Origin of the sequence: Burkholderia metallica, assembly GCF_902832845.1 — a bacterium.
Taxonomy (GTDB): Bacteria; Pseudomonadota; Gammaproteobacteria; order Burkholderiales; family Burkholderiaceae; genus Burkholderia; species Burkholderia metallica.
The window spans coordinates 148978-175361 of record NZ_CADFDB010000002.1; the positions used below are offsets into that span (position 1 = coordinate 148978).

The following is a 26384-nucleotide window of genomic DNA, read 5'->3' on the forward strand; positions in this document are numbered from 1 at the left end:
GCCGCACCGGCGGCTTCATGCCGAATGCGATCGCGAGCCATACCGCAACCACGCCGGCACAGATCAGAAACACCATGTTCGGACCGCCCTGCTTCAGCAGCCAGCCGCCCACGATGCGGCCGAGCAGCACGTTGTCGCTGCTCGGGATGGGTTTTCGCGTAGGCGAGAACGCCGGCATGATCATGAACAGGCCGGGCATGCGCAGCGCGAAAATCGCCGCGAGCGACGTGGTCGCGCGCAATTCGGGCGCGGTCATGCGCGAAAACACGGTGGACGACTGGGCATCGTTGACGCGATTTACCGAACAGATCCAACAACGAACAAAAAAACCCGCTGGGCAGCCGGGTTCAAAAAGCTCGCCCTCGCCTTTCGTATCGGGACGACAGGACGTCGAGTGACGCAAGCTGAGGGAGCACATCAGAATTCGCAGTTCCGCAGAATTTCAGCATCGTAACATGGCAACTAGTCATGATGTGACATTTCTCATGCTCCGGCCGGGTTACTACCATCGCCATGGTCATGTGTATCTGACGCAGCGTGCTGACCACGTCGAACGCCGCTTCGATGATCGCGCCGAATACGCAGCTACCAATGCTCCGCGGGCCGGCGATGCGCGATGCGTGATAGCGCCGAACAACCTGTCGGAACCGACCAGGCGGGTCGTGCCGGCGAACAATAGCTCGATGATTCCGGCGTCACGCTGGGGCTTGCCTTCCAGATGGAGGTCAAGGTCGCGCTCCTTGCAAGCGACCTCCCCTGCTCCGTGTGTGTTCGTTCTCCCGCGCTGTCCGTTGTCGCGACGACCGACCAATATCGACCGTCCCGGCGAATCCACGCTCGTCACTGCCGCGCGCTCAGTTGATATCGGTGACGTCCTGGAAAGCCCAGCCGAACGACTGGATCTCCGACTTGTGCAAAGCCGCAACCTTGCGTAAGCAATTCGCCCCTTTTTCCGTTAGATGGATCTCCGCTTGCCTTCGATCCTGCTCGCTCGTCTGACGCCGGACGAGCCCGGCCGCTTCGCAGCGCGTGATGAGCGCCACCGTGCCATGCGAGGACGCCTGCAGCCGTTCGGCAATCTCGCCGACCGTCGCCCACGAGCGGTCCGGAAACGCACAGGTGTGCAACATCAGCATGTACTGCAAAGGCGTCAGCCCCTCGGCGCGCAGGATTTCCTCCGAGAAACGCAGAAAACGCCGCAGACGGTAGCGAAATTCCGATAGCTGCTCGAGGTCGTGTTTCGTGACGCTTGCGCCGGCCTTTCGATTGCTTGCTGCCATCACGAACTCCGTGAACACCGGGAGTTTTCTGGAATCATGTCATCACGTGACCTAAAATATAGGCGCGCGTGACGGGGAGTGCAAAGTGCTTTCATCGGTCGCTGCTTCGGTCGCATTGTGGATTGACCCCATCAACCTGAATCGGTGAGGAGAAGTGGACGGCATTTCGATACCGCTGCTGGTCGCCCTGGTCGTCGCGCAGCCCGGTTATTCGACACACTCGTATGCGGGAACGGCGAGCCACGTCGTCGTCCCGTCGCCGAATATACTGCATGTGGGTCGCTCGCAGCCATCTCGAGAATCCCCTTCGAGATCCCGCAATGGATGGGCGGGCAATCGGCCTTATTACCCGCTCTACATCCCGAGTGTCACGTATCACCCTGACGGCTGGGGTGCCCACTCCCTGCTGTCGGGCAATCGATTCCGGTGGTGATCCGTTTCTCCTCAATCCAGCCCGTCCACTGCGGCGGGCATGTTCCTTTGCGTGTCGTTCCCCGAGGTTTCCTGATCACTATCGCTTCGCGGGCGAAGGGATCGAACTCACTCGTGTGTCTTCTCATGGGCGAGTCTGATAAAGGATAAAGACGCGCAATATCGAGCTTGCGCTTCAGGAGCACGGGCGTTGCATACGCGCATGCAAACGGCGACAAGGTCGCCCGACTATCACCACGGCGTGGTACCCGGCGCAGCATCAAAATGCGGCAATTCCGGACGTTTGTTAAATAGCTTGAATGACCGCCAACGAGCGCACGATTTGCCGTAGTATCCGGCCGTCATCCTGGCTGATGTCGAACGCGGTCGACCGACCGTGGGCGACCGCCGTGATTTTAATTTTCGGGGCTCGAACCGGGCGCCGATTTCATCCGAACGCTCAGACCGATCATGTTCCAGTCTCCCGGAGATTCATTCGTCAACGGTTCGTTGCTCGGCCTGTGCGTCGAGATGCCGCTTGCGGCGCTCGTTTCGCTGGCGATGCACGGTGTCGACTGGAACGGACAGCGCATCGCGATGCTCATCGCGACGCCGGTGCTGATCGCATGCATCGCGCTGCTGACCCGCCCGGTCGCATTCAGCACGGTCTGGAAGCACAAACGCTCGCCGTTCGTGCTCGACGACAACGTGCGCGCATCGATTTACGGCCGGCTCTGCGGGATTGCGATCGGCGTCGTGTTCGGCATCATGGTCGCGACGACGTTCGCCTGACCCGCTCCCGCAGGATTGCCCGGCAAACCTCACGCCGGGCTTGAAGCCTCGTTCATGCGCGGAAAGCCGCGCTTGCGACGGCGTGTGTTCACCCGAATGCTCCGCTCACGCGGGCGTATTCTCATTGCCTCCGGTCACGTCGCCGCCAGCAGCGCGTTGAACGACGTATCCCACAGCGGCGCGACACTCGCCGGCCCGTCCAGCACACCGATCCGCGCGAATACATCCGCGACCTGCTGATGCTGCGCGATCACGTCGGGCGTTACCGGCAGCAGCGCGTAATCCTCGCTGCGCTGGTCGAACATCGCGACGAGATCGGCAACCGGCACGCGCGTTTCGCGATTCTGCACGAGCGCATAGTCGCGGAAATGTCCGTTCGCCCACGCATACGCGCGCCGAAACCGCAGCAGCAGGTCGCCCGTCGCCGCACGACGGCGCACGTCGTCGAGCGTGCGCGGGTTCGCGTACACCGGAAAATTGCCCGACAGATAGCCCTTCCCCGTCTTCAGCACCCGCGCACCGTAGCGATTGCGTGCGAGCTGGCCGTTGTAGCCGTAGATCGCCCACGCGTCGATGTCGCCCCGGTCGTAGGCGGACAACCCGTCGGTCGGAGACAGGTTGATCGGCTGGATGTCGTCGAAGCTCAGGCCGGCTTCCGCGAGCTGGCGATACAGGAAGTAGTGCGACGTCGTGGCGCGCACGTACCCGACGCGCTTGCCCTTCAGATCCGCGATGCTGCGGATCGACGTGTCCTTGCGCGCGAGCGTCACCTGGTTGTTCAGGTCGTCGCGCACGCGGGCGACGAGCCGCACGTTGGCCTTCTGGCGCGCGGCGAACACGGCCGGAATTTCGCTGCCCGAACCGATGTCGAGCGCATCCGCATTGAGCGCCTCGATATGCAGCACGCCGTTGTTCAGCTCGCGCCACTCGATCCGGTATGGTGTGTCGGCAAGCCCGGCCGCCTGCAGCAGCGCACGCCAACCGCCCTTGTAGGTCGCGACGCGCAACGTGGTGCCGGCGAGATCGGCATTGACCGCGGGGGCGGCGAATGCGGCCTTCGCGGTCAATGGGGCGAATGGCGCCGCGACGAGCGCGGCGCCGGCAAGCAGCAAACGGCGGCGTACCGCCAAAATTGACGACATCGGGTGCTCCTGTCGACCGGTCGCTCGATCGGAAAGTGGACGTTGCCGCGTCAATGCAGCACCGGAAAGCCGTGGCGTTCGGCCAGTAGTTCGAGGATGCGGCGCGCGTCGGTGACGAAGCGCACGTCGCCGAGCGTTTGCGCGTCGTCCGGCGCCGGCTGGTCGCGGCCGAGCACGAGCACCGGCAGCCCCTGGTGTGCATCGTCGAGCGCGTCGATCACCGCGTGTCGCGGCCGCTCGAAGCCGACGCGTTTCACGTCGATTCGATCCGCGCGATCGGGCGCGCTGGCGAGCAGCCCCTCGATCGACAGACCATGCGGGCAGACGAAGCGCCGGCCCGGATGCTTCGGATCGGCAAAGCCCGGTTCCAGCAGAAACAGCACATCGCGACTCATATCCAATGGCTCCCGTGTGAGTTGTTCAACCGGGACGAACGCACTTGCGCACCTTGCCGTTCCCGGAGCATGCCGGCACCTGGCCGGACGCCCGACTCTACCGTCACGCGTCGCACGGTCCTACCAACGTTTTGCGGAATCGATATGCGGGCGCACGTAGCGCATCGGGCGAGCGCCGCAAAGCGGACGTTGCGTAAAAACATCGCAAGCGTAGCTGCGTGTATTGCGGACATCGAACGATTTCAGCGATCGATATGACGACGCCCGCGTGTTTCCGCCGCGCGACGTTCGCCGTTCGCACGATGTGTTCGCCGCAGCAGGGTCGCCGGACGCGATCGCGGCGCACATGCCGGGTTTGCGGCAACGCACATTGCAATTCGGCCGCGCAGCGATTTGCAAATCACGGATCGACCGTTCGCCGGCACGGCCGTCGTCAATAGCATCGTGATCCTCGCAGACGTACCCATAAAAACAGAGGATAGTCATGATCAAGAAATCGGTAGTCCTGGGTTTGGTTTCGATCGGTTCGGTCGGCGCGCATGCGCAGAGCTCGGTCACGTTGTACGGCGTCGTCGACGCCGGTTTCGCCTATACGAACAACCAGGGGGGCGCAAGCAACATCCAGCAGACGAGCGGCAAGCTGAGCGGCAGCCGCTGGGGCCTGAAAGGCGTGGAAGATCTCGGCGGCGGCCTGCAGGCGGTCTTCACGCTCGAAAGCGGCTTCCGGCCGAGCGACGGCGGGCTCGGCCAGGGCGGCCGCCTGTTCGGCCGTTCCGCATACGTGGGCCTCGCCAGCAAGGGGCTCGGCACGCTGACCTTCGGCCGCCAGTACGAGCCGATCACCGACCTCGTCGCGCAGTACTCGGGGTCGGGTTTCTGGTCGCCGGCCACGCACGTGGGCGACAACGACAACATGAACCAGAGCTTCCGGCTGAACAACGCGGTGAAGTTCCGCAGCGACACGATCGCCGGCTTCACGGCCGACCTGCTCTATGCGTTCAGCAACCAGGCCAACGGCGGCGCGGGCACCGGCTTCTCGAACAACAACGCATGGGGCGCGTCGGCGAACTACGTGAACGGCCCGCTGTCGGCAGGCGCCGGCTACGTGCGTTTCAATCATCCGAATGCGACGTCGAATACGGGCGGCGCGGTGGGCGGCGCGACGTCGACCACCGGCAACGACTACAGCGGCGCGTTCTTCTACGGGCTGAACGGCGGCGTGCGCAAGCAGCAGATCGGCGTGGTCGGCGCGAACTACGCGCTCGGTCGTGCGACGCTCGGCTTCGCGTGGAGCCACACGCAGCTCGACTATCTCGACGGCTCGTCGCGCAAGTTCAACAACTACGACGTGAACGCGCGTTACCAGATCACGCCGGCGGCCACGCTGATCGGCGTCTACACGTTCACCGACGGGCGCGCGAGCGGCCTGCCGGGCACCGGCGGCCAGACGCTCAAGCCGCGCTGGCACCAGTTCACGCTCGGGTTCGACTACGCGCTGTCGAAACGTACCGACCTCTACCTGTCCGGCATCTACCAGCTTGCAGCCGGCGATCCGAGCACGTCCACGACGGGCGGCTATCGCGCGATCGCGTCGATTGCGAACATCGGCAGCGCGTCGTCGACGAACCGGCAGGTCGCGGTTGTCAGTGGGCTGCGCGTGAAGTTCTGACCGCGCGCAGGTCGGGCGCGGCGGGGCGTGCACGTTAAGCAACGAGGGAATCGTTGTGTGCCGCGCCATGCCGGCTTGTCGAGAATGGGCGCTGCCGCGCAACGCAGGCTTGCTGTGCTGACGTCGGGCCGCGAATGCATCGTGCAGCGTGCGTTTTCGCGGACGAGCCCGTCTATCGCGTGGCAGCCGCGCGGATCAGTTCTCCGTCGAGCAGCGGACTGACGTCAGGCCGGCCGATTCGACGATCCGCATCAGTTGCTTCAGCATCACGTCGGCGGCGGCCGCTTCGCGCCACTGCACGAGCAGCTCTTCCTCGCGCTCCGCGTGTGCGGCCGCTTCGTGAAAGCCCCGCGTCCGGCACGTGAAGCCGGCGTCGCGCAGTTTCTCGATCAGCCGTTCGCGCGCCGCCGAGCCGCGTGGATATTCGACCGCGATCAGCGCGGTCCTGACGCGCCGCAGGCGCTTTTCGACGAACCGCAGCGGCCAGATGACCAGCAGCGCGAGCGCCAGCCCGAGCACGCCGAGCGACAACTGGCCGCCGCCGATGCACAGGCCGATGACCGTCACGAACCACAGCGTCGCGGCCGTGGTGACGCCGGACACCAGCCCGTCGCGATGAAGGATCGCGCCGCCGCCAATGAAGCCCATTCCCGTCAGGATGCCGAGCGGCAGCCGCATCGGATCGAGCACGGCGTACGCGCCCGGCGGCTTGCCCGCCTGCGGCAACAGCGCATTGACCTGCAGCATCGCCAGGCACGCGGCGAAACACACGAGGATCGTCGTGCGCAATCCGGCCGTCTTGCCGGATTCGCTGCGGTCGAGGCCGATGAGTCCGCCCGCGACGAGCGACAGCACGACCCTGATCAGCACGTCGCTCCACTGCAGTACGGCCGGCATCGGCTCCATGGGCGCCTCCTTCGTGTTCGAATCGTCATGCGTCATGCGTCATGCGTCGTGCGTCACGCGAACGCCTTCGACGCCGCTGGCAGGACGCAAGGATCGAACCTGCTTTGCGCATTCGGAGGTGCCCTGGAACCGTACCCGTTCGGATACGAAAGTGCTCTTCATCCGGATTTTCCGCCACTTCTGTACCCGATCGGATACGACGCGACGCTTGACGGTAAGCAACGGCAGTTTCGTTCCCGTATGGAAACGAAAGCGCGCCTCGATCGGTGAGTTGTGCGATACTGTTCCCGATCGGATACGAAACACGGAGAGCGTCATGTCGGAGAGTCAATCCGTCGACACGATCGGCGCCCTGGCCCACCTCGTCCGCGCGGCAAGGCTTCAGCAGGGCTTCACGCGCGACGCGCTCGCGAACGCGACCGGGCTGTCGCCGAAGTTCATCAGCCATGTGGAAGCGGGCAAGCCGACCGCGCAGATCGGCAAGGTATGGCTGCTGCTCGCGGAACTGGGCGTGCGCCTGTACGCCGAGTCGTCGGTCGAGATTGCCGAAGCCACCGCGATCAAGGCCGCGCAACGTCGCAGGAGCGCACATGGCGGCTAGAACGCTGATCGCATCCGCGAACGGCACGCGCATGGGCACGCTGACCGACGACAAGGGCATCTGGTCGTTCGCGTACGACCCGCAATGGCTGGCCAATCCGGCCGCGTACCCGCTGTCGCCGGCCTTCGCGTTGCGCGCGGCCCCGTTCACCGACACGTCGACCGATCGCCCGGTGCAGTGGTTCTTCGACAACCTGCTGCCCGAGGAAGGCATGCGCACGTCGCTCGCGCGCGAGGCGAAGGTCGATGCGGCCGATGCGTGGGGCCTGCTCGCGTATTTCGGTCGCGAATCGGCCGGCGCGCTCACGCTGCTGGCCGACGGCGAGCAGGAAGCGCCCGGCAGCCGGCAGCCGCTTTCGCTCGACGAACTCGAACGCCGCATCCAGGCGATGCCGCAGCGCGCGCTGACGGCCACCGCGCCCAAGCGGATGTCGGCGGCCGGCGCGCAGCAGAAGCTGCTGCTGATCCTGCGCGGCGAAGCGCCGGACTACACGCTGTTCGAACCGGTCGGCAGCGAACCGTCGATGCATCTGCTGAAGCCGGACATGCGCGCCGCCGGCTATCCGCATTCGGCGATCAACGAGTTCTTCTGCATGAAGCTCGCGAAGCGGATGGGCCTCGATGTTCCCGACGTGCATTTCCTGCGTGCGCCGTCCGCCTGCTACGTGATCGACCGTTTCGACCGCGATACCTCGGCGGAGCCGGCCGCACGCCTGCATACGATCGATGCGATGCAGTTGCTGAACTACGATCGCGGCTTCAAGTACCAGCGTGCGAACGCGGAAGAACTCGGCCGCGCGATCGCGCAAACCAGCACGCGCGCGCTGGCGCGCCTGTCGGTGTTCCGCTGGACGATTTTCAACGTGGTGGTGGGCAATGGCGACGCGCACCTGAAAAACCTGTCGTTCTTCGTCGACGCGCGCGGCTACCGGCTTGCGCCGTTCTACGACCTCGTCAGCACGGTCGTCTATCACACGCCCACGCACCGGCCCGACCATCGCGGCGACGATTGGCCGCATTGCGAGCTGACGATGCCGCTCGGCTCGGCGACGCGCTTCTCCGACATCGACACGGGCGCGCTGGTCGCGTTCGGCAGCGCGCTCGGGCTCAGGGACAAGGCCGCGGAAAGCGAACTGCTGCGCTTTCTCGAGCCGCTCGAGCGCAACGTCGCGCAAACGCTGGACGAAGTGCGCGAGATCGCACGCCCCGACGCCGGTGAAATCCGCCTGCTGAACTCGATTGTCGCGATGCCGATCGCGGAGATGAGCCGCGCGCTTCGCAACGCGCGCGGCTGAGCGGCCGCACGCGGATTTCGCGCCGGCCGCCGGCCCCGGTCTGCGCACGCGCCTGCGTATTTCGCCGTGTGCGCTCGGGTTTCAGCGACGTACCGCGAAGGCATCGATTCCGGTCTGCTTCGCGGACCACGCCCACAGACGCGCCGCGGCTTCCGGGTCGATCGCATGCGGCCGCACGCCAGACTCCTCGTCGCCCTGCGTGACCACCGCGACGTCGCAATCCTCGCAATAAACGCCGCCGATGCCGGCGAGGCGCGGCGACGTTGCCGCCCATACCTGGGTTGCCGCGCCCTGCGCGGGGGTCTTGAACGTCGGATCGATCGGCACGCCGTGCTCGTCCACCCAGCCCTGCGCCATCATTTCTTCGCGTGTCAGGTGGCGCTGCAGCGGCGTTGCGATCTTGCCCGGATGCAACGACCAGGCGCGCACGCCGAACGGGGCACCGAGCGCGTCGAGCTGCACCGCGAACAGCGCGTTGGCGGTCTTCGACTGCCCGTATGCCAGCCATTTGTCGTAGCCACGGGCGAACTGGATGTCATCCCAGCGAATCGGCGACAGCCGGTGACCGAGGGACGACACCGAGACGACGCGGGCCCCGTCGCGCTGCGCGAGCACGGGCCACAGCCCGTTGACGAGCGCGTAGTGGCCGAGATGGTTGACGGCCATCTGCGCTTCCCGGCCGTCGCCGACGCGGGTCTCGGGGCACGCCATGATGCCCGCGCTGTTGATGACGATGTCCACGTCGCGTCGCGCATCGACGAACCGCGCCGCGAAAGCGGCCACGCTCGCGGGATCGGCGAGGTCGAGTACCGCAATCTCCACACCGGCGATGCCGCGTGTTGCATCGCGCGCGGCATCGGCATGCCGTGCGCCGACGACGACGGTCGCACCGGCCTGCGCCAGCGCGCGCGTCGTTTCCAGGCCGAGACCCGAATGGCCGCCCGTGACGATGGCGGTCTTGCCGTGAAGGTCGAGATCGGCCAGTACGTCGCTTGCCGTCGATGCGGCGTCGAATCCGGAATGAAGGGGGTGTTGCCTGCTCGTCATTGAAGGCTCCTGGAACGATGCGTGCGGCACGCGCCGCCTGTCGGTCGCGTCGGTGCACAAGGTCATTTTCCGGCGACACCTCTGGACTGTGAATGCAATAAAATCCGGCTTTTCGTCGAGATCGTCCGGAGCTTGCACGTGGATCCGCTGTCGGAAGTGTTGTCGCTGCTGGAAACCCGCGACTCGTATTTCACCGGACTGAGAGCCGGCGGCCCGTGGGCGGTTGCCATTCCGCCGCCCGAGGGCATCAAGTTCAATGCGGTCGTCGAAGGCAGTTGCTGGCTGACCGTCGACGGCACCCCGCCCGTCCGGCTGCGCACGGGAGACTGCTTCCTGCTCGCGTCGCCGCGGGCTTTTACGCTGGCGAGCGATCCATCCGTCACACCGGTGCCCGCCGCCGACATGTACCGGAACATCGAACACGGTATCGCGCACCATGGCGAACCGGTGAACTGCTTCCTGATCGGCGGCCGCTTCTCGTACGAGGAAGGCATGCCGTTGCTGCTCGGCAGCTTGCCGCCCGTGGTGATCGTGAGCGGCGACTCGGAACAGGCGGCGGTATTGCGCTGGGCACTGCAGCGCCTCGCGCATGAATTCGGCAGGCCGTCGCCGGGTGCGTCGCTGATGGTTCGGCATCTCGGTCACATGATGCTGGTCGAGATCCTGCGGCGCTATGTGGACGACGGTGCGAACAGCGACGCCGGGTGGCTGGCCGGATTCGCGGATTCCCGGGTGAGCGCGGCGCTCGTCGCCATTCACGCGGAGCCCGCACGGCGCTGGACCGTCGACGAGCTTGCGACTTGCTGCCATGTATCGCGTTCGACGTTTGCGCTGCACTTCAAGCGGCGGCTGGGATTCGGGCCGCTCGAGTACGTCCTGCGCTGGCGCGTGCAGCTCGCGATGCGGGCACTGCGACGCTCGAACGCATCGATATCGGCGATCGCGCAGACGCTCGGCTACGACTCGGACAGCGCGTTCGGACATGCGTTCAAGCGCATCGCGGGTCGCTCTCCCCGTGCCTATCGTCAGGACTTCGCGAGCGAATCGGGCGATTAGCGTCGTTTCGGGGGCGCTACTCCCGCTTTCGTTGGCGCCCCACCCCCTTTCAGCCACGCAGGCGATGTTGCGCTCCCCAGATGGGTTTGATTCGAATCGACGATATCGGGATAAGTATAATTATCACAATAGCACTGTTGAAAATCCAAACTCTCATTTGCACGAACGCCCCGCATGCAGCGGGGCGTTCGTCGTTCAGCGCCCGATCGGCAGCCCCGTCGGCTCGATCCAGCCCAGCTTGTAAGCGATCAGCAGCGACAAGAACAGCGTGACCGACAGTCCGACGCGCGCCGCGAGCGACCATGCCATCCGCTTGGACTTGCCGCGATCGTGATTCATGAAATACAGCGCGAAGATCAGGCTCGCGATGATCATCGCGAAGGCCACGGAAACCAGCAGCGTTTTCATTGGTGATGCCCTTGAAGATCGGAATCGGCCCGTATCAGTTCGGTCAGTTTTTGCCGTTCGTCGGCGAGCGCGCCGACGCCCGACGCCGGCCAGTCCAGCGCGACGCCATTGCTCAGCGAATCGCGCACGAGCGCCTGGTAGCGCCGGTCGTTGATCCGGCCATCGTCGATCGTTGCCGAGATCGCGCGCCGGAACGGCAGCGGGAAACTCGCGTATGCGCGCGACAGCGCCGCATATTGTCTCGCATCGATCTCTTTCGACGATGGTATGACAGTCCAGATCACCACGGCCACGATGGCCGTGAACGGGATCGCGGTGTATCGAAGAATGAACTTGATCGGGGTCATGAAACGGTGGGCAGTGTGATCGCACATGCGGGCGGCGCGGCCATCCGACGGGGAAGTCGCGCTCGGGCCGCGCCACATGCATTGTACTGAAAGCCCCATCGGGATAACAGAGTATGATAATGTCATTATCATACTCATCACATGATTCGAGCAATCCGGTGCCGGTCCGCAAGCGGCGTGCCAGCCCTGCTGTCCGGCGCCGGTGTTCCCGTCCGTGTCCGCGATCCGCGGCGATCGAGCGAAGCCCCTATGCCAGCGCAGTATTTTCGAAATCTGACGGGAAAACACCGTAGCGCGACCGCGAACCGTCAGCTCGGCTTTTCGCTGGCGTTCGTCGCCGGCGCCACCAATGCCGGCGGCTTTCTCGCGGTCAAGCAATACACGTCGCACATGACGGGGATCGTGTCGGCGATCGCCGACCAGACGGCGCTCGGCGACGTGCGCTTCGCGCTGGCCGGCATCAGTTCGCTGGGCTCGTTCCTGATCGGCGCAGGCTGCTCGGCAGTCCTCGTCAACTGGGGCCGCCGCCGCGGCCTGCAAAGCCAGTTCGTGCTGCCGCTGCTGGTCGAGGCCGCGCTGTTGCTCCTGTTCGGGCTGCTCGGCAGCCACCTCGCGCTGTGGGAAACCTTCTTCGTGCCGGTGACCGTGACGCTGCTGTGCTTCATCATGGGGCTGCAGAACGCGACGATCACGAAGCTGTCGGGCGCGGAGATCCGCACGACGCACATGACCGGCATCGTGACCGATCTCGGCATCGAGCTCGGCAAGCTGTTCTACTGGAACCGGTCGGCGTCCGGCGTCGATGCGCATGCGGTCATCGCCAACCGCGCCAAGCTGCGGATTCACGCGACGATGCTCGGGGCGTTCTTCATCGGCGGTCTGGCCGGCGCGATCGGCTTCAAGCGTGCGGGGTACGTATCGACCGTGCCGCTCGCCGCGATGCTCGTCATGCTCGCGATCGTGCCGGTGATCGACGATCTGCTCGCGTTGCTCCGCAGCAGGCGCTGAGCGTGCCCCCGGGAAGCGTTTCCGGCGGTGGCGCCGAAAGCGGATCGATTATAATTTGATTAACATATCGACCACCCTCGCTCTGCAATGGAAACGAAAACCGCCCGCCTGACCGTCCTGATCGACCCTGCGAAAAAAGAAGCCTTCGAGATGCTCTGCGCGGAGCAGGATCTCACGCCTTCGCAAGTCGTGCGGCAACTGATCCGCGAGTATCTCGACCGCCATGGCGTGACGTACAAGACCCAGAGCGCGCTCGGCAAGCGCGTGAAGTAAGCGCGGTAGCACAAACCACGCTCGCGGCGGCACTTCCATGGCGGCTACGCGCCGATTTCCCACCGCCCGTGCGGCTGCGCAAGCAGCACCATCCGCTGCGGGTCGACGCTCTCCCCCGCCTTCATGCGCCTCGCCGTGACCGCCAGCTTGAGCTCGCCGGCCCGCGCGCACGCCAGTGCGCGTTCGAGCAGGATGCGCAGTGACGGCAGCCGGTTCCCGCCCTTCCACGCGAACGCGATGAAATTGTTGTCGTCGCCGCACGGCACCAGCGCATACGACGCGCCGAACACCGCTCGCAACTGCTCGAGATGCTGCGGCAGCGCCGGATCGTCGTCCATGAAGTTGATGGCGAGCACGCCGGTTTCGCTCAGGCGCGCGTGACATGCCGCGAGGAATGCAGTGCCCGCACACCGGCCCCGCATGCCGTCGGCAACGAACGCATCGTGCAGGATCACGTCCGCGCGGACATCGGCCCGTTCCAGATGATCCGCGCCATCGGCGCAGACCACCTTGAACCGACCGTCATCGGCAGGAATCCTGAATACGTCCCGTAGTGCGATCACGTCCGGGTTGATCTCGACCGCGTCGATCGCCGAGCCGGGCAAGTGCCGGTAGCAGTATTTCGCCAGCGAACCGCCGCCGAGCCCGAGCATGCAGATGTGCGCAGGCTCGGGCTGCAGCAGCAGAAAGCCCATCATCACGCGCGTGTAGCCAAGCTCGAGCCGGCCCGGGTCGCGGAGCGACATGAAGCTCTGCGTGCCGAAATGGTCGAAGTGCAGCGACAGCGCGTGCTGCGTCTCCAGCACGAACGGCCGGCCGTCGTTCAGCGGCGTCGCCAGAAATCTGACGAATGCGTCGTAGGAAATGCGTTCCTCGGCCATGAGCGGAGACTCGGTTGCGAACGGTGGATCGGGGCGTGCGCGCTCAGACTTTCTTCAGGTAGCACGCCTTCAGCATGAAGCCACCCATGTCGGTCTTGCAGTCGACCTCGTGATCGCCGCCGACGAGCCGGATGCTCTTGACCTTGGTGCCCATCTTCAGTGTGATCGACGAGCCCTTCACGCGCAAATCCTTGATCAGCACGACCGAATCTCCGTCCGACAGCACATTGCCGTTCGCGTCCTTGACGACGTCGGCCGCCGGTTCGTCGCCGGATGCGGCGCCGGCGTCGGCCGACCATTCATGGCCGCAGTCGGCGCAGACGGTCAGCGCGCCGTCCGGGTAAGTGTTTTCCATCGCGCATTGCGGGCAGGCGGGGGCGTTCATTGCAGCTTCCATTGGGGAGAAGTTGGGGGTGGTCGATGAGGATGCCGGACGAGCGGATTGCACGCCGGGATGCGTTGCCGCTCATCCGGCGGCAGCGCCGCGGGCCGGCATCGATGCACACAACATTATAATGTAATTCACATGAGACGGTCGATGCATTATAATCGCCGTTTTGCGACGATCTGCGAACTTGAACGCGCCTTCGCCGAGGATGCCGGCGCGTTCGCACCGAATGGCGTGTGCAAACGACCCCGTGCGATGCGCTGCGGTCATGCGCGAAATCGCGAACGCCGGACGCACGAGGTCCGCGACACGCGCGCAATCCTGCGTGTCGCGCATGCCCGGTGTGCTGTCGCCCCGGCGGCACGCACCGACCCCGATCCCCTGTCCGGAGGCTTTCCAGCATCGTGGCAACCGTCGTGTACGTTCAAATCGGACCCGCATGGAACCGCGATCGCGGCCGTGCCGCGCGCGACGCGGCCGTCGACGCGGCCCGCCGTTTCGACAGCGACATCCAGCTGATCGCGAACGGACACAGCAGCAACGCAAAAGACGGTGGCGCGATCGCGTCGCTGCAGGTACACGGCGGCACGTCGGCGCAGGTGCTCGCCACCGGCCCCGATGAGGACGCGGCGCTTCAGGCGCTGTTGCCGTTGCTGCAAGCCGGCTGACGCCTGGCGTCGCCGATCCCGCGGCCTCGCGCCGTCCATCCCGAAACGCCATTTCCCGAGGAAGCGATGAACGACCATTCCACGTCCAGCACCCCCAACCTGTCGGCCTCCGCGATCTGGGCACTCGAACGCCTCGCCGACGTCCGCTATGGCCGCGATGCGCCGGCGCTCGGCTGGTCGATCGCGCGGGAGCTCGTCAGCGCGGGGTTCGTGAGCCACCCGGCGCACGGTCGCTCCGGCGCGGCGATCACCGCCGAAGGGCGGACGTTCCTGAAAAGCCGGAAGTAACGCGAAGGCGGGCCGGCTGGCGGGCCGGCCGCTCGATCCGAAAGCGTTGCGTGCGCGCCAGCCCGGGCAGGGGGTTTGATATGATTTCCGTTCCCCGTCTTGCCGAAATGGCCGTGGTCGATGCCCCGCGCGAGCACGGCATCGACGTACTGACGGTCCAGCCGCCCGGCCTTCCCCCTTTTTCCGACCCGCCCGATGCCACCCGTCTCCTCCCCGCCCGTTCTCGACACGCCGCGTCTCATCCTCGAAGGCCATCCGCTCGGCGACTTCGATGCACTCGCCGCGATGTGGGCCGAGCCAAAGGTCGTCGCACACATCTTCAACGGCGAGCCGTCCGCGCCGCGCGACTCGTGGATGCGCATGCTTGCGTATCGCGGGCTGTGGCCGCTGCTCGGCTATGGCTACTGGGCGATTCGCGAGAAGGCGTCGGGCCGCTATGTCGGCGATCTCGGCTTCGCCGACTTCCACCGGCTCATCGAGCCGTCGATTCGCGGCGTGCCGGAAGCCGGCTGGGCATTGGCGACATGGGCGCACGGCAAGGGCTACGCGACCGAGGCGCTCGCGGCGGCGCTCGCATGGCTCGATGGGCAGCAGCGATTCGAGCGCAGCGTGTGCGTGATCGCGCCGACCAACGTCGCGTCGATCCGCGTGGCGGAGAAAGCCGGTTATGGCGAACCGGTGCCGATTCGGTTCAACGACGCCGATTCATTGCTGTTTTCGCGCGCGAGCCGGTAGGCGCGACGGCGTACCGGCTCGCCCTTCCCGCTCACTCCCCGGCGGGTTCGTAGAGACTGCTGAAGAGCCCGTCATTCATCGGCCAGCAGTTGCCGCGCTCGTCGAGCAGGATCCAGTCGCCCGGCTTCACCGAACGCCAGCCTTCCGGCGTGACGATCGCCCATCCGCCATCACGGGCTTCCACCCGATCGTGATCGCCGTCGGCGAACCACCGCGTTGCATCGACATACCTGATGCGTTTTCGAAATCGCATACCGCCACCGAAACGTTGAGACCTGACTGAGACTTGTAAAGACCGTTCGCGTTCTCGAACGGCCGTGAAACTCACGAGTGCCACGAACGGGATCGGGAGGCCCGGGCATCCGCGCTGGGCGACAGCGGCCGAGCGGTCAACGCCTGCATCGACAGCCTCGCTTCGTGCAACGCCTTCCAGCCCTCGGCCACGAGGGCTTCCAGTGTTTCCCGCGCGGCGGTGGAGATCCGGATGTCGGTCTCCCGCATTCTGCCGATCGCCGCGTGGACCTCGTCGGGTTGATCGGGCACGAGCGTCATCAGGAACGTCGCACGTGTCTCCGCGGCCCGGACGGCCTCGCTCCAGTCGGCACGGGCGACCGCGACCTCGATGGCGTTCGTGAGCACTTCGATCGTGTGGATGATCTGCCGGGAGTCCATTTCGTATTCCTATCTGTCCGCCGTGGTGTCGGCAAGCATTCCGTCGCAAGCGCGTGCGGCATCAGCGCAAATCCATGCGTATTCGAGGGTGGCCGTGGCGCGTCGGGTGCGGACTACGGCGAATACCGATTACCGCCTTTCGCCGTCTCGGCCGTGAACGACGAGGGGCAAGCGCGCCCGGTTCCTCGTGGATTGCGACGATTGTAGGGAGGCATTCACCGCGGATCGTGTAATATTTCGTAATGATCTGTCGAGTAATCTTTACCTGACCTGAATCGGGCGGTGTCGCGGCGTTCGCGCGAGCCGGTTTCCGCGGGCGTGTCTGCCCGGACGGCGTCGGGTCTGGGTTCCCTCCCGCCTGCGTGCCGGATAGCGCGCCGTCATGTGTCGCCCCGCTCACCGGGCCGGTCTTCGACGTTTGCTGCAGGGCGGCAAGGATTGCCGGACGAACGGGCGCGAAGACCGATGCAGATTTCGTCACATTCCACCGGAATGTTCCGCAGTATCATCCGCGTCGCGTCGGCTACCACGCGTTCGGACCGGGCCTAACCGCACGCCAATTTCCCGTATTGCCCCCTCGTTTAGCGATGCCCACCCGAATCCTGCTCGTCGAAGACGACGCCCCATTGTCCGCGCTGATCGCAGACTATCTGCGCAAGCATCAGTACGAGGTGGACACGCTGCTCGACGGCACCGATGCGGTGGCGAGCATCGTCGCGAGTCGCCCCGACCTGGTGCTGCTCGACATCAATCTGCCGGGCAAGGACGGTTTCGAGATCTGCCGCGAGGCACGCATGCACTACGACGGCATTGTCGTGATGATGACGGCCCGCGACGAACTGTACGACGAGCTGCTCGGCCTGGAGTTCGGCGCGGACGACTTTCTCCACAAGCCGGTCGAGCCGCGCATTCTGCTCGCCCGGATCAAGGCGCACCTGCGCCGGGTCCGCATGCGGCCGGCCGATACCGCGCCGGCGTCGCCGCAGCGGTTCGAGTTCGGCAAGTTTTCGATCGACCGCGCGGATCGCAAGGTTCGCCTTCCTGACGGGAGCGCGCCGCGCCTGACGTCGACCGAATTCGACCTGCTGTGGGCGCTGGCCTGCCGCGCCGGCGAGGTGGTCAGCCGCGAAGACCTGACGGTGCTGTTGCGCGGCATCGAATTCGACGGCTTCGACCGCTCGATCGACGGCCGCATCTCGAAGCTGCGCCGCAAGCTGCGGGACGACGTCACGGAGCCGAAGCGGATCAAGACGATTCGCTGCAAGGGCTATCAGTTCAGCAAGCACGCGTGGGAGTGAGTGACGGGCCGCGCGCCCGCGTGCGCCGTCACGGCGAGCACGGCTTTGCGCACCGCCTCCGGCGGAATGCGCGATAGCGCCATCAATAGCACCGAGAGATTCTGGATGCCGCTCTGCATGCCGGGCGTGTCGAGCGCGTCGGCGAACGTGCCGGCCGTCGCACTACCGCAAGTTTCCGGTATGGCCCGGCGAGTAGCGGCCGGGCTGCAGCCACACGGCTAACCGTGCGGCGCCATGCCGACGGGAATCGACCGCACCGCGCCGCTCGTCTTGTCGATCGAATAGACGAAGTCGTCGAAGCGGCCCGACCGCCACGACGCGTTGCCGTTCGCATGAACCGCGGCCCCTCGCGACTGCACGCCGGCGACGCGCATTACGCCGCCAGTACGGCCACGGCCTTGATCTCGACGATATAACCGGGCGCGCCGCCGAGCATGTGCGCCCCGACCGCCGTCCATGCCGGCTTCGGATGCGAAGCGAGGTAACGGTCGCGAACCTGCATGAACAACGGCAGGTCGCGCATGTCGGTATGGAAGGTCGTCAGGTCGACCACGTCGTTGAACGAGGCGCCGGCGGCTTCCAGCACGCGCTTCAGGTTCTCGAACGCCTGCACGATCTGCGCTTCGCGGCCTTCGACCAGTTGCATCGCCGCATCGCGGCCGATCTGGCCGGAGACGTACAGCGTATCGCCGACTTTCAGGCCCGGCGCGTAGCCGATTTTCTCGTACACCGCTTCCATTCCCGCCGGAACGATGGTTTTGCGATCACGCATGGATGTCTCCATGGCCGGCGTCTCGGCGCCGGCCGGTTGGTTGTCGATGGGCACGTCGAACGCCGCGCGCGGCTCAACCCGTGTCGCCGCCCGCGACCGGCAGCACCGTGCCGGTGATGTAGCTCGCTTCGTCGGACGCGAGGAACAGGATCGGCGCGATCTGTTCGTCGAGGCTGCCGTAGCGCTTGAAGAACGTCGATTCCGTGACCTGGCGCACGGCTTCGCTCATCCACGCCTGTTCCTGCTCGCTGTCGCCGGCCGCATTGCGCGGCACGCGGCGCGGCGGCGCGCTGGTGCCGCCCGGCGCGGTGGCCACGACCCGGATGTTGTGCGTCGCGTATTCCATCGCGAGCGCCGCCGTCAGCGCGTTGACGCCGCCTTTGGCCGCCGAATACGGTACGCGGCGGATACCGCGCGTCGCGTTCGACGAGATGTTGACGATCGTGCCGCCGCCGCGCGCGAGCAGATGCGGCAGCGCCGCGTGACAGGTATAAAGCGTCGGCATCAGCGAGCGGCGGATTTCCGCGTCGATCTGCGCGGGCTCGAATTCGGCGAACGGGCGCATGCGGATCGCGCCGCCGACGCCGTTGATCAGGATGTCGATGCCGCCGAACGTCTGCACCGCGCATGCGATCGCCGCGTGCGCGCCTTCGTACGTTTCGAGATCGGCGACGAAGCCGGCCGTGTCGCAACCCGTCGCTTCGGCCGCGACCTCCGCGACGAAATCCGCGCGATCGACGAACAGCACCCTGCCGCCTTCCGCCGCCGCGCGGAGCGCGACGCCACGGCCGATGCCCTGCGCGGCGCCCGTGACGACGATGACCTTGCCGGAGAATCGTTGCATGATCATGCCGCCTTTGCCGTGACGTTCGGGGTGAACTTCTCGTAGTGGAAGCTGTGCGGCTTCACGCCTTCGTCGTCGAAGTATTTGCGCACCGCGTCGACCATCGGCGGCGGCCCGCACAGATACACGTCGACGTCGCCGTCGTTCAGCGCATCGGCCGGAATGTGCTGCGTGACCCAACCCTTGCGCGGATGGCCCGATGCCGCATCCGCGACGACCGTCGCGAAACTGAAGTTCGGCAGCTTCGCCGCGTACGCCTCGATCGCGTCGACCAGCACGAGGTCGAGATCGCGCGTCACGCCGTAGATCAGGTGGACCTTCTGCTGCGACCCACTGCGCGCGAGCACCTCGAGCATCGACAGGAACGGCGCGAGCCCGGTGCCGCCCGCGAGGAACAACAGTGGCCGCTGCACGTCGCGCAGGTAGAAGCTGCCGAGCGGCCCGTGCAGTTCGAGCGTGTCGCCGGGCTGCGCCGATTCGAGCCACGTGCTCATCACGCCGCCGGGAATCTTCTTGATCAGGAAGCTGACCTTCGAATCTGCCGGCGCCGACGAGAACGAATAGGAACGGTGCTGCCCGCTCGCGGGCACGTCGATGTTCACGTACTGGCCCGGCAGGAACACCGGCGCGGCCGCGCCGACGTCGAGTTCGAGCACGACGGCCGCATCGTTGTGCTGCTCGACCTTCGTCACCGTCGCGGCGAATCCGCTCTGGCCCGTCTTGCACGCCACCGACGACGTCGGCACCGCGATCACGCAATCGCTTTGCGGCACCATCTGGCAGGTCAGCACGAGGCCGCCGTCCTTTTCGTCCTCGGTGAGCGCGTCTTCGATGTAGTCGTCGCCGAGATCGTAGCGGCCGCTTTCGGCGCGGCACTTGCAGGTGCCGCACACGCCGTCGGAACAGTCCATCGGCAGGTTGATCTTCGCGCGGAAGGCGGCATCGAGCACCTTCTCGCCGGCCTTGCAGTCGATGAAGCGGGTTACCCCGTCCTCGAAATTCAGGGCAATCTTGTAGCTGGACATGGCGTCACCTCCACTGCGTTTTCTTTCATGACGAAACAACGGGCGTCAGACGTGATAGACGTCGAGCACCTGCCGGATGTAGTCGTTCTTCAGCACGATCTTCTTGTACGAGATCAGCAGTTCGTCGTCCGCACGGCGCAACGTGACGAACATCGTGCCGAAGAAGTGATCGGTCACGCGGTAGCGGTGGTTCAGCGTGTGAAAGTTGTAGCGCACGTCCACCTCGTCGTCGCGTTCGGCCAGCACCTCGACGTTCGTCACGTTGTGGCTGGTGCGCGGCTCGGGCGTCGATGCGCCGCTGCGCTCGGTCTTGATCCGGAACACACGATCCTCGAGGCCGCCGCGGTCCGGGTAGTACATCAGCGAGATCTGGCTCTGGTGATCGTCGGTCGTGCGATCGTCGTCGTCCCACGCGGGCATCCAGTACGTGACGTCTTCCGTGTAGCAGGTGAGCCACTCGTCCCACTGACGATCGTCGAGCAGCCGCGCTTCGCGATACAGCGCCGCGCAAATGGTCCGGTAATCGAAGTTCATGCCGTCACCTCCCCCCGTTCCTTCTTCAGCGCATCGCGCATCACGTTCACCCAGTGTTCGTGCTGGCACACGAACAGCCCTTCGTCCTCGCTGCGCTCGCCGGAAATGCGCGGGTTCAGCCCCATCTTCTTCGCGTTCTCGTCGGGCCCGTGGACCCACAACGGCGCGCCGCGCGACAGGTCGTTCCACATCGCCGTGATGCCCGCATAGCCGGCCTGGCACGCGCGAAACTCTTCGAGATCGTCGGCGGTGCCCATGCCCGTCACGTTGAAGAAATCCTCGTACTGGCGAATCCGCACCGTGCGATCGGCATCGCTCTCGCCCTTGGGTGCGAAGCAGAAAATCGTGACTTCCGTCTTGTCGACGGCGAGCGGCCGCACCACGCGAATCTGCGTGCTGAACTGGTCCATCAGGAACACGTTCGGGTACACGCACAGGTTGCGGGTCTGGTTCACGATGAAGTCGGCCTGCACGTCGCCGACGCGCGCCTTGATCTCGTCGCGGTGCCGGTACACGGGCCGCACTTCGGGATTCATCGTCTGCGTCCACAGCAGGATGTGGCCGTTCTCGAAGCCGTACACGCCCGCGACCGACTTGCTCCAGCTGTTCGCGTCGACGGCCTTGGTGCCGTCCTCCTTGCGGCGGCCCATTGTCGCCGCGTAGTTCCAGTGCACGGTGCTGACGTGGTAGCCGTCGCAGCCGTTCTCCATCTGCATCTTCCAGTTGCCTTCGTAGATGTAGGACGAGTTGCCGCGCAGCACTTCGAGCCCGTTCGGCGCCTGGTCGACGATCTGGTCGATGATCACGCGCGCTTCGCCGAGGTATTCCTCGAGCGGCAGCACGTCGGCGCTGAGGCTGCCGAACAGGAAACCGCGATAGTTCTCGAAGCGTGCGACCTTCTTCAGATCGTGCGAGCCGTTCGTGTTGAACTGCACCGGATACTCGGTCGTCTTCTCGTCCTTCACTTTCAGCAGCTTGCCGGTGTTCGAGAACGTCCAGCCGTGGAACGGGCACGTGAAGCTGCCCTTGTTGCCGTGCTTGCGGCGGCACAGCATCGCGCCCTTGTGCGCGCACGCATTGATCACCGCATGCAGCTCGCCGGTCTTGTCGCGCGTGATCACGACCGGCTGACGGCCGATCCACGTCGTGTAGTAGTCGTTGTTGTCCGGGATCTGGCTTTCGTGAGCCAGGTACACCCAGTTGCGCTCGAAGATGTGCTTCATCTCGAGTTCGTACAGTTCCGCATTGGTGAAGATGTCGCGGCGGCAGCGGAATACGCCGGCCTCCTTGTCGTCCTGCACCGCGGTGGCGAGCAGGTGATCCAGGTCGGTGGCTTGATCGATCGTGGCGGACATGTTGACTCCTCCCATGCGCGTGCCGCGTCCTGCAAGCACGCTCGCATCGGTAATCGGTTGAATCTCGCGGGAACCCGGCCGGCGGCGGCAGCGCAATCGCGCCGCCGCGCCGTCGGGCGGTTATGCCGTCGCGGCGGCGCGCGGGCGGTGGACGATCTGGTTGTCCTTGCCCTGCACCAGCGGCGTCAGCACGAAGTTGAACTCGATGTCCTGGTACGCATCGGCCTTCAGGCCGAGCGCCGTGCCGCCGGTCTTGTCGGCCACGGGCGGGATCAGTTCCTCGCGGGTTGCGTACGCGAAGTCATCCCAGATCAGCGGATCTCCGGCAATGTTGAACTGCGTCGTCAGCTTGCGGTGGTCGTGGCTGTCGACGAAGAAGTGCACGTGCGCCGGGCGGTTGCCATGCCGGCCGAGGGCGTTCAGCAGTTGCTGCGTCGCGCCCTGCGGCGGGCAGCCGTAGCCGACCGGCATCAGCGTGCGGAATTCGTACTTGCCGTCCGCGCCCGTCTTCACCGCGCCGCGCAGGTTGAAATCGCTCTGCTTGCCGGTCGGGTCGAAGTGCGAATAGAAGCCGTGCGAATTCGCGTGCCAGCATTCGACCAGCGCGCCCGCCACCGGCTTGCCGTCGAGATCCGTCACCGTGCCGTGGATCACGAGCGGGCCCGCGCCGTCGTCCGCGTCGAGGTCGATCTTCGACACGCCATCGCGCACCGGTGCGCCCGCGACATACAGCGGCCCTTCGATCGTGCGCGGCGTGCCGCCGTCGAGGCCGGCCGCCTTGTCCGCGGCGTCCATCCGGATGTCGAGATACTTCTCGAGGCCGAGGCCGGCCGCGAGCAGCGCCGCTTCGCCGTCCTGGCCGAGCTTGTTCAGGTAGTTGACGCCGGCCCACACTTCGTCGGGCGTGATGTCGAGATCGTCGATCGCCTTGAACAGGTCGCCGAGCAGCCGCAGCACGACCTGCTGCGTGCGCGCGTTGCCGCCCTTCGCGCCGTTCGCGCCCGCGTTCGACGCGGCCTTCAGCAGTTCCTGCACTTCCCGGGTATCGAAAACTTTGACGCTCATGATGGTGTCTCCATGTGTATTAGGGGGAACGACGGCCTTTGCCTGGCTCGGGTTCTCTATCGCGCGACTTTCGTCAGCCCGTCGCGGGTGAAACGCCTGACCTTGTCCTCGTCGAGTTCGATGCCGAGGCCAGGGCCGTCCGGCACGGTCAGTTCGAAGTCGCTGTAATCGAGCGGCTGCGTCAGGATCTCTTCGGTGATCAGCAGCGGCCCGAACAGTTCGGTGCCCCACTGCAGGTTCGCGAAACTCGCGAACAGGTGTGCAGAGGCCACCGTGCCGAACGCGCCTTCGAGCATCGTGCCGCCGTACAGCTCGATGCCGGCCGCATCCGCGATCGCGGCGACACGCTGCGCGGCGAACAGGCCACCGCTCTGCTCGATCTTGATCGCGAACACGTCCGCGCCGTGATGCTTCGCGATGTCGAATGCGCTGTCGGGGCCCTGCAGGATTTCATCGGCCATCAGCGCGACCGGGAAGCGGCGCATCAGGCGCGCGAGCGCCGCGGCCGAGGCCACCGGCTGCTCGACCAGTTCGCAGCCGGCATCGGCCAGCGCCGGAATCGCACGCGCGGCTTGTGTTTCGCTCCAAGCCATGTTCACGTCGACGCGCACCGACGCACGATCGCCGACGGCCTTCTTGATCTCGGCTACGTGGCGGATATCCGTATCGGGCGCCTTCGCGCCGATCTTCAGCTTGAACACGTTGTGGCGACGCTGGTCGAGCATCCGCTCGGCTTCGGCGATGTCGGTGGCCGTGTCGCCCGACGCGAGCGTCCACGCAACCGGCAGGCGATCGCGGCGGCGGCCGCCGAGCAGCTCGCTCACCGGCACGCCGAGCCGCTTGCCGTGCGCGTCGAGCAGCGCGGTTTCGAGCGCGCTCTTCGCGAAGTGGTTGACCTTCGCGAGCTTGCCGAGGAACGCCATCAGCGTCTGGATGCGCGTTGCGTCCTTGCCGACGATTGCCGGCGCGAGATACGTGTCGATCGCCAGTTTCATCGCCTCGGGGCTTTCCGGGCCGTACGCCATGCCGGCGATCGTCGTGCCTTCGCCGAGCCCCGTCACGCCATCGCTGCAGAACACCTTCACGAGCATCAGCGTCTGGCCGTGCATCGTGGCCACCGACAGCTTGTGCGGGCGGATCGTCGGCAGGTCGACGAGGCGGGTTTCGATGCGTTCGATGGTGACGGAGGACATGGGGCACGCCGTGGGGGTGAAGTTCTTGAGGCGATTTATACGTCTCGGCCGGATCGAGCGTCCAATACTTTTAGGCGGGCTTTTCAATACCTTTCAGGTATCGAGATTGGCGAATATCGGCGTAATTTCGCGGTCTGCCATACCTTTCCTGACAGGCAACGAGAGCGGAAAGCCATGCTGGATCAGGGGGAGCGGCAACCGCGGTTGCGTGCCGCCGGGGACGGGAACGGCATCGGCCATCGTGCGCGGCGACGCGAGAAAAGCGGCCTCGGCGGGCCGCTGTCAGGGTTTTCCTGATGCGTCGTCAGGGCGCGCGTGCGCGAGTTTCGCGAGATGGCGACCGGCTTCGTGGCCGGTTTGTCCGCCGCTTGCCGGCGCAGGCCAAAGTAGCCCCGTCATGATTCCCGGCGGCGGTGTCTGCACATCCGCCCGGTCGGGTACATGCAGGCTTCGGCATCAGCGCAATCCACCGGGCCTGCCTGCCGGCTCGCTTCGTGGCGAGTGCGGGCGATTCATCGTGCCACCGCCCCTCGGCGCGCCTTCACGACATCCCGTCGGCGCCGGGCCAGCCTCCGAGCCGCCCCTCCACCCCATACCCGTCGTCCGGCGCCGGCAGCCTCCCCAGCACCCGCTCGACCTCCAGCGCGACCGCGATCAATTCGCGATCGGTATCGGCGGCTCCATCCAGTGCGAGGCCGACCGGCAGCCCGGCCGCCGTCAGGCCGGCCGGCACGGTCATGCCCGGTACGCCGGCATTGCTGCCCGGCTCGGTATTCCGGATGTAGGTCGCGAACACCGAAGCGGTTTCACCGTTCAGGATCATCGTGTCGCCCGACGGAATCGGGCATGCGGCGGCGATCGTGGTCGGAAAGACCAGCGCATCGGCGCCGCTGTCGGCGAGGCATTGCCGATACGCGGCACGCGACCGCGTACGGCGGTCGAGCGCGGTGCGATAGGCCGCTTCGCCGATCCCGTCCGGGCCGGTTATATGACGCGCGATTCGTGCGACGTCCGGGCTTCCGACGTTCGCGACGATATCGTCGACCGACAGGTCGTAGCCGTTCTCGACCAGATACGCGTGCATCGACGCACGGAATTCGTACATCGCGATGACGGCCGGCTCGTCGTCGAAGAAGTCCGGATAGTCGTTCAGATCGAGGTCGACGCACTCGAATCCCGCCTGCGCCAGCTTCGCCACCGCGGCATTCGCCACCGCGTCGACATCCGGCGCGAGGCCGCGCCAGAACGTCGTGCGCGGCACCGCGAGACGCACCGGCCGCGTCGCGCTGCGCGTCGGCATCGACGTTGGCGTGCCGGTGCCCGACAGAATCGCGTCGAGCAGCGCGATGTCCTCGACCGACCGCGCGATCGGCCCGACGGTGTCGCGCGTGTGAGAAATCGGCGCGACGCCGCCCGACGGGTAGCGCCCCACGGTCGGACGAAGGCCGACGGCACCGCACAGCGCCGCCGGAATCCGGACCGAGCCGCCGGTGTCCGTCCCGAGTGCGGCGGGCACCACGCCCGCGCCGACCAGTGCGCCCGAGCCGCTGCTGCTGCCGCCCGGAATCCGGTTGAAGTCGTACGGGTTGCGGACCATGCCCGACACGCGGTTGTTGCCCGATACGCCGAATGCCAGCTCGTGCAGGTTCGCCTTGCCCGCGATCAGCGCCCCGTGCGCCAGCAGCCGCGCGACGACCGGCGCGTGCCGCGGCGGCACGCGATTGTGCAGCGCCAGCGTGCCGTTGCCGGTCGGCAAACACGTGGTGTCGATGTTGTCCTTGATCGCGATCGGCAGGCCGAGCAGCACGTGCGGGGCGGCCGACGTCGCGAGGTCGCGGTCGCAGCGGGCCGCTTCGGCGAGCAGCCGCGCGTCGTCGACGCAGGTAAAGCCGTTCAGGTAGCGCCAGCGTGCGTGGCGCTCGATCAATGCGTACGCGTATTCGACACAGGAAAACTCCCGGCGCAGGATCGCGTTCCGGGCTTCGGTGAGCGTCAGGGTTCCCAGGGTGGGCATCGTCGTCGTTCCTCGTCACAGGG

Annotated in this window: 33 protein-coding genes and 1 pseudogene; 11 read left to right on the top strand and 23 right to left on the bottom strand. The window is 65.9% G+C overall.

Annotated elements, in window-relative coordinates:
- Positions 1-4: 4 nt before the first annotated feature.
- Together HWX08_RS34755 and HWX08_RS08000 are read right to left on the bottom strand one after the other, a co-directional pair.
- Positions 5-256: pseudogene (locus tag HWX08_RS34755) on the bottom strand (MFS transporter); the annotation flags it as partial.
- A 598-nt stretch (positions 257-854) separates the two neighbouring features.
- Entirely contained in the window at positions 855-1280 is a 426-nt protein-coding gene (locus tag HWX08_RS08000; protein ID WP_174919949.1) for a MarR family winged helix-turn-helix transcriptional regulator, read from the bottom strand.
- 882 nt (positions 1281-2162) lie between these two features.
- On the opposite strand from HWX08_RS08000, the gene HWX08_RS08005 reads away from it, so the two are divergent.
- Entirely contained in the window at positions 2163-2483 is a 321-nt protein-coding gene (locus HWX08_RS08005; protein WP_174919951.1) for a hypothetical protein, read from the top strand.
- A gap of 134 nt (positions 2484-2617) precedes the next feature.
- Here the strand turns inward: HWX08_RS08005 and HWX08_RS08010 are convergent, their stop codons facing one another.
- From HWX08_RS08010 to HWX08_RS08020, 3 genes are all read right to left on the bottom strand, one after another.
- Positions 2618-3625: an ABC transporter substrate-binding protein gene (locus HWX08_RS08010; protein ID WP_174919953.1), complete on the bottom strand. Its 1008-nt coding sequence runs from the start codon at positions 3623-3625 to the stop codon at positions 2618-2620.
- A 50-nt stretch (positions 3626-3675) separates the two neighbouring features.
- Complete coding sequence (locus tag HWX08_RS08015) at positions 3676-4020, bottom strand: DUF3088 domain-containing protein (protein ID WP_107312048.1); 345 nt, start codon at positions 4018-4020, stop codon at positions 3676-3678.
- A gap of 120 nt (positions 4021-4140) precedes the next feature.
- Positions 4141-4506: a hypothetical protein gene (locus HWX08_RS08020; protein ID WP_157126809.1), complete on the bottom strand. Its 366-nt coding sequence runs from the start codon at positions 4504-4506 to the stop codon at positions 4141-4143.
- Here HWX08_RS08020 and HWX08_RS08025 point away from each other — a divergent pair.
- Positions 4505-5689 (top strand): porin, encoded by a 1185-nt coding sequence (locus tag HWX08_RS08025; RefSeq protein ID WP_174919955.1) that lies wholly within the window; start codon positions 4505-4507, stop codon positions 5687-5689. The two genes, HWX08_RS08020 and HWX08_RS08025, sit on opposite strands and share 2 nt — an antisense overlap.
- Positions 5690-5884: 195 nt before the next feature.
- On the opposite strand, the gene HWX08_RS08030 is transcribed toward HWX08_RS08025, so the two are convergent.
- Positions 5885-6595, bottom strand: a complete 711-nt coding sequence (locus HWX08_RS08030; RefSeq protein ID WP_174920035.1) for an MgtC/SapB family protein — start codon at positions 6593-6595, stop codon at positions 5885-5887.
- A gap of 39 nt (positions 6596-6634) precedes the next feature.
- Positions 6635-6913 carry a hypothetical protein gene (locus HWX08_RS08035; protein WP_174919957.1) on the bottom strand — a complete coding sequence of 93 codons (279 nt, stop codon included), beginning with the start codon at positions 6911-6913 and terminating at the stop codon, positions 6635-6637.
- Between HWX08_RS08035 and HWX08_RS08040 the strand changes: the two genes are divergently transcribed.
- Both HWX08_RS08040 and HWX08_RS08045 read left to right on the top strand, forming a co-directional pair.
- Entirely contained in the window at positions 6912-7196 is a 285-nt protein-coding gene (locus tag HWX08_RS08040; RefSeq protein ID WP_069258475.1) for a helix-turn-helix domain-containing protein, read from the top strand. The genes HWX08_RS08035 and HWX08_RS08040 overlap by 2 nt on opposite strands.
- Positions 7186-8490, top strand: coding sequence for a HipA domain-containing protein (locus HWX08_RS08045; RefSeq protein ID WP_174919959.1), 1305 nt, complete (start codon positions 7186-7188; stop codon positions 8488-8490). The genes HWX08_RS08040 and HWX08_RS08045 overlap by 11 nt, the downstream gene beginning before the upstream one ends.
- A gap of 81 nt (positions 8491-8571) precedes the next feature.
- Here the strand turns inward: HWX08_RS08045 and HWX08_RS08050 are convergent, their stop codons facing one another.
- Positions 8572-9537: an SDR family NAD(P)-dependent oxidoreductase gene (locus HWX08_RS08050; RefSeq protein WP_174920037.1), complete on the bottom strand. Its 966-nt coding sequence runs from the start codon at positions 9535-9537 to the stop codon at positions 8572-8574.
- Between the two features lie 138 nt (positions 9538-9675).
- Here HWX08_RS08050 and HWX08_RS08055 point away from each other — a divergent pair, with 138 nt between their 5' ends.
- The gene (locus tag HWX08_RS08055) at positions 9676-10593 is read left to right on the top strand and encodes an AraC family transcriptional regulator (protein ID WP_174919961.1); all 918 of its coding nucleotides are present in this window, start codon (positions 9676-9678) and stop codon (positions 10591-10593) included.
- A gap of 195 nt (positions 10594-10788) precedes the next feature.
- Here the strand turns inward: HWX08_RS08055 and HWX08_RS08060 are convergent, their stop codons facing one another.
- Both HWX08_RS08060 and HWX08_RS08065 read right to left on the bottom strand, forming a co-directional pair.
- Entirely contained in the window at positions 10789-11001 is a 213-nt protein-coding gene (locus HWX08_RS08060) for a twin transmembrane helix small protein (protein ID WP_006489184.1), read from the bottom strand.
- The gene (locus tag HWX08_RS08065) at positions 10998-11348 is read right to left on the bottom strand and encodes a hypothetical protein (RefSeq protein WP_069258473.1); all 351 of its coding nucleotides are present in this window, start codon (positions 11346-11348) and stop codon (positions 10998-11000) included. The genes HWX08_RS08060 and HWX08_RS08065 overlap by 4 nt, the downstream gene beginning before the upstream one ends.
- 249 nt (positions 11349-11597) lie before the next feature.
- Between HWX08_RS08065 and HWX08_RS08070 the strand changes: the two genes are divergently transcribed.
- Both HWX08_RS08070 and HWX08_RS08075 read left to right on the top strand, forming a co-directional pair.
- Positions 11598-12356, top strand: coding sequence for a YoaK family protein (locus HWX08_RS08070; RefSeq protein ID WP_174919962.1), 759 nt, complete (start codon positions 11598-11600; stop codon positions 12354-12356).
- 87 nt (positions 12357-12443) lie between these two features.
- Positions 12444-12629 (top strand): ribbon-helix-helix protein, CopG family, encoded by a 186-nt coding sequence (locus tag HWX08_RS08075; protein ID WP_069258471.1) that lies wholly within the window; start codon positions 12444-12446, stop codon positions 12627-12629.
- 44 nt (positions 12630-12673) lie between these two features.
- Here HWX08_RS08075 and HWX08_RS08080 read toward each other — a convergent pair whose 3' ends face one another.
- Together HWX08_RS08080 and HWX08_RS08085 are read right to left on the bottom strand one after the other, a co-directional pair.
- Positions 12674-13510: a class I SAM-dependent methyltransferase gene (locus tag HWX08_RS08080; protein WP_174919964.1), complete on the bottom strand. Its 837-nt coding sequence runs from the start codon at positions 13508-13510 to the stop codon at positions 12674-12676.
- Between the two features lie 43 nt (positions 13511-13553).
- Positions 13554-13907 (bottom strand): zinc ribbon domain-containing protein YjdM, encoded by a 354-nt coding sequence (locus HWX08_RS08085; RefSeq protein ID WP_404822563.1) that lies wholly within the window; start codon positions 13905-13907, stop codon positions 13554-13556.
- Between the two features lie 407 nt (positions 13908-14314).
- On the opposite strand from HWX08_RS08085, the gene HWX08_RS08090 reads away from it, so the two are divergent.
- The 3 genes from HWX08_RS08090 to HWX08_RS08100 all read left to right on the top strand — a co-directional run bounded on the left by HWX08_RS08090 (position 14315) and on the right by HWX08_RS08100 (position 15589).
- Positions 14315-14566, top strand: coding sequence for an HPr family phosphocarrier protein (locus HWX08_RS08090; protein ID WP_175914419.1), 252 nt, complete (start codon positions 14315-14317; stop codon positions 14564-14566).
- Between the two features lie 66 nt (positions 14567-14632).
- Positions 14633-14854 (top strand): hypothetical protein, encoded by a 222-nt coding sequence (locus tag HWX08_RS08095; protein ID WP_174919967.1) that lies wholly within the window; start codon positions 14633-14635, stop codon positions 14852-14854.
- A 195-nt stretch (positions 14855-15049) separates the two neighbouring features.
- On the top strand, positions 15050-15589 hold the full coding sequence (locus tag HWX08_RS08100; RefSeq protein ID WP_069258467.1) for a GNAT family N-acetyltransferase: 540 nt from the start codon (positions 15050-15052) through the stop codon (positions 15587-15589).
- Positions 15590-15620: 31 nt separating this feature from the next.
- Here the strand turns inward: HWX08_RS08100 and HWX08_RS08105 are convergent, their stop codons facing one another.
- A complete protein-coding gene (locus HWX08_RS08105; RefSeq protein ID WP_244122707.1) occupies positions 15621-15773 on the bottom strand; it encodes a hypothetical protein in 153 nt (50 codons plus the stop codon).
- 140 nt (positions 15774-15913) lie between these two features.
- Positions 15914-16261 (bottom strand): hypothetical protein, encoded by a 348-nt coding sequence (locus HWX08_RS08110; protein WP_174919969.1) that lies wholly within the window; start codon positions 16259-16261, stop codon positions 15914-15916.
- Between the two features lie 587 nt (positions 16262-16848).
- Between HWX08_RS08110 and HWX08_RS08115 the strand changes: the two genes are divergently transcribed.
- Positions 16849-17559: a response regulator gene (locus tag HWX08_RS08115; protein ID WP_069258464.1), complete on the top strand. Its 711-nt coding sequence runs from the start codon at positions 16849-16851 to the stop codon at positions 17557-17559.
- A 218-nt stretch (positions 17560-17777) separates the two neighbouring features.
- Here the strand turns inward: HWX08_RS08115 and HWX08_RS08120 are convergent, their stop codons facing one another.
- From HWX08_RS08120 to iaaH, 9 genes are all read right to left on the bottom strand, one after another.
- Positions 17778-17933, bottom strand: a complete 156-nt coding sequence (locus tag HWX08_RS08120; protein WP_174919704.1) for a hypothetical protein — start codon at positions 17931-17933, stop codon at positions 17778-17780.
- The gene (locus tag HWX08_RS08125; RefSeq protein ID WP_174919970.1) at positions 17933-18331 is read right to left on the bottom strand and encodes a RidA family protein; all 399 of its coding nucleotides are present in this window, start codon (positions 18329-18331) and stop codon (positions 17933-17935) included. The genes HWX08_RS08120 and HWX08_RS08125 overlap by 1 nt, the downstream gene beginning before the upstream one ends.
- A 73-nt stretch (positions 18332-18404) precedes the next feature.
- Entirely contained in the window at positions 18405-19181 is a 777-nt protein-coding gene (benD, locus tag HWX08_RS08130) for a benzoate diol dehydrogenase BenD (protein WP_174919972.1), read from the bottom strand.
- Positions 19178-20200, bottom strand: a complete 1023-nt coding sequence (gene benC / locus HWX08_RS08135) for a benzoate 1,2-dioxygenase electron transfer component BenC (protein WP_174919974.1) — start codon at positions 20198-20200, stop codon at positions 19178-19180. The genes benD and benC overlap by 4 nt, the downstream gene beginning before the upstream one ends.
- A gap of 45 nt (positions 20201-20245) precedes the next feature.
- Positions 20246-20734 (bottom strand): benzoate 1,2-dioxygenase small subunit, encoded by a 489-nt coding sequence (benB, locus tag HWX08_RS08140; RefSeq protein WP_174919976.1) that lies wholly within the window; start codon positions 20732-20734, stop codon positions 20246-20248.
- Positions 20731-22089 (bottom strand): Rieske 2Fe-2S domain-containing protein, encoded by a 1359-nt coding sequence (locus tag HWX08_RS08145; RefSeq protein WP_107312065.1) that lies wholly within the window; start codon positions 22087-22089, stop codon positions 20731-20733. Before HWX08_RS08145 ends, benB begins: the two co-directional genes overlap by 4 nt.
- A gap of 120 nt (positions 22090-22209) precedes the next feature.
- The gene (catA, locus tag HWX08_RS08150; protein ID WP_174919978.1) at positions 22210-23154 is read right to left on the bottom strand and encodes a catechol 1,2-dioxygenase; all 945 of its coding nucleotides are present in this window, start codon (positions 23152-23154) and stop codon (positions 22210-22212) included.
- A 56-nt stretch (positions 23155-23210) separates the two neighbouring features.
- Positions 23211-24347 (bottom strand): muconate/chloromuconate family cycloisomerase, encoded by a 1137-nt coding sequence (locus HWX08_RS08155; RefSeq protein ID WP_174919980.1) that lies wholly within the window; start codon positions 24345-24347, stop codon positions 23211-23213.
- A 541-nt stretch (positions 24348-24888) separates the two neighbouring features.
- On the bottom strand, positions 24889-26361 hold the full coding sequence (iaaH, locus tag HWX08_RS08160; RefSeq protein WP_174919982.1) for an indoleacetamide hydrolase: 1473 nt from the start codon (positions 26359-26361) through the stop codon (positions 24889-24891).
- Between the last annotated feature and the right edge of the window lie 23 nt (positions 26362-26384).

Coding starts and splice junctions, on each gene's coding strand:
- HWX08_RS08025 (WP_174919955.1), top strand. CDS start 4,505: ATGATCAAGAAATCGGTAGTCCTGGGTTTGGTTTCGATCGGTTCGGTC.
- HWX08_RS08010 (WP_174919953.1), bottom strand. CDS start 3,625: ATGTCGTCAATTTTGGCGGTACGCCGCCGTTTGCTGCTTGCCGGCGCC.
- HWX08_RS08120 (WP_174919704.1), bottom strand. CDS start 17,933: ATGCGCGTCGCCGGCGTGCAGTCGCGAGGGGCCGCGGTTCATGCGAAC.
- HWX08_RS08050 (WP_174920037.1), bottom strand. CDS start 9,537: ATGACGAGCAGGCAACACCCCCTTCATTCCGGATTCGACGCCGCATCG.
- HWX08_RS08005 (WP_174919951.1), top strand. CDS start 2,163: ATGTTCCAGTCTCCCGGAGATTCATTCGTCAACGGTTCGTTGCTCGGC.
- HWX08_RS08100 (WP_069258467.1), top strand. CDS start 15,050: ATGCCACCCGTCTCCTCCCCGCCCGTTCTCGACACGCCGCGTCTCATC.
- benD (WP_174919972.1), bottom strand. CDS start 19,181: ATGATCATGCAACGATTCTCCGGCAAGGTCATCGTCGTCACGGGCGCC.
- HWX08_RS08030 (WP_174920035.1), bottom strand. CDS start 6,595: ATGGAGCCGATGCCGGCCGTACTGCAGTGGAGCGACGTGCTGATCAGG.
- HWX08_RS08065 (WP_069258473.1), bottom strand. CDS start 11,348: ATGACCCCGATCAAGTTCATTCTTCGATACACCGCGATCCCGTTCACG.
- HWX08_RS08070 (WP_174919962.1), top strand. CDS start 11,598: ATGCCAGCGCAGTATTTTCGAAATCTGACGGGAAAACACCGTAGCGCG.
- HWX08_RS08035 (WP_174919957.1), bottom strand. CDS start 6,913: ATGACGCTCTCCGTGTTTCGTATCCGATCGGGAACAGTATCGCACAAC.
- HWX08_RS08060 (WP_006489184.1), bottom strand. CDS start 11,001: ATGAAAACGCTGCTGGTTTCCGTGGCCTTCGCGATGATCATCGCGAGC.
- benC (WP_174919974.1), bottom strand. CDS start 20,200: ATGTCCAGCTACAAGATTGCCCTGAATTTCGAGGACGGGGTAACCCGC.
- HWX08_RS08040 (WP_069258475.1), top strand. CDS start 6,912: ATGTCGGAGAGTCAATCCGTCGACACGATCGGCGCCCTGGCCCACCTC.
- HWX08_RS08020 (WP_157126809.1), bottom strand. CDS start 4,506: ATGACTATCCTCTGTTTTTATGGGTACGTCTGCGAGGATCACGATGCT.
- HWX08_RS08080 (WP_174919964.1), bottom strand. CDS start 13,510: ATGGCCGAGGAACGCATTTCCTACGACGCATTCGTCAGATTTCTGGCG.
- HWX08_RS08000 (WP_174919949.1), bottom strand. CDS start 1,280: ATGGCAGCAAGCAATCGAAAGGCCGGCGCAAGCGTCACGAAACACGAC.
- HWX08_RS08115 (WP_069258464.1), top strand. CDS start 16,849: ATGCCCACCCGAATCCTGCTCGTCGAAGACGACGCCCCATTGTCCGCG.
- benB (WP_174919976.1), bottom strand. CDS start 20,734: ATGAACTTCGATTACCGGACCATTTGCGCGGCGCTGTATCGCGAAGCG.
- HWX08_RS08045 (WP_174919959.1), top strand. CDS start 7,186: ATGGCGGCTAGAACGCTGATCGCATCCGCGAACGGCACGCGCATGGGC.
- HWX08_RS08125 (WP_174919970.1), bottom strand. CDS start 18,331: ATGCGTGATCGCAAAACCATCGTTCCGGCGGGAATGGAAGCGGTGTAC.
- HWX08_RS08145 (WP_107312065.1), bottom strand. CDS start 22,089: ATGTCCGCCACGATCGATCAAGCCACCGACCTGGATCACCTGCTCGCC.
- HWX08_RS08085 (WP_404822563.1), bottom strand. CDS start 13,907: ATGGAAGCTGCAATGAACGCCCCCGCCTGCCCGCAATGCGCGATGGAA.
- catA (WP_174919978.1), bottom strand. CDS start 23,154: ATGAGCGTCAAAGTTTTCGATACCCGGGAAGTGCAGGAACTGCTGAAG.
- HWX08_RS08155 (WP_174919980.1), bottom strand. CDS start 24,347: ATGTCCTCCGTCACCATCGAACGCATCGAAACCCGCCTCGTCGACCTG.
- HWX08_RS08095 (WP_174919967.1), top strand. CDS start 14,633: ATGAACGACCATTCCACGTCCAGCACCCCCAACCTGTCGGCCTCCGCG.
- HWX08_RS08110 (WP_174919969.1), bottom strand. CDS start 16,261: ATGGACTCCCGGCAGATCATCCACACGATCGAAGTGCTCACGAACGCC.
- HWX08_RS08075 (WP_069258471.1), top strand. CDS start 12,444: ATGGAAACGAAAACCGCCCGCCTGACCGTCCTGATCGACCCTGCGAAA.
- iaaH (WP_174919982.1), bottom strand. CDS start 26,361: ATGCCCACCCTGGGAACCCTGACGCTCACCGAAGCCCGGAACGCGATC.
- HWX08_RS08015 (WP_107312048.1), bottom strand. CDS start 4,020: ATGAGTCGCGATGTGCTGTTTCTGCTGGAACCGGGCTTTGCCGATCCG.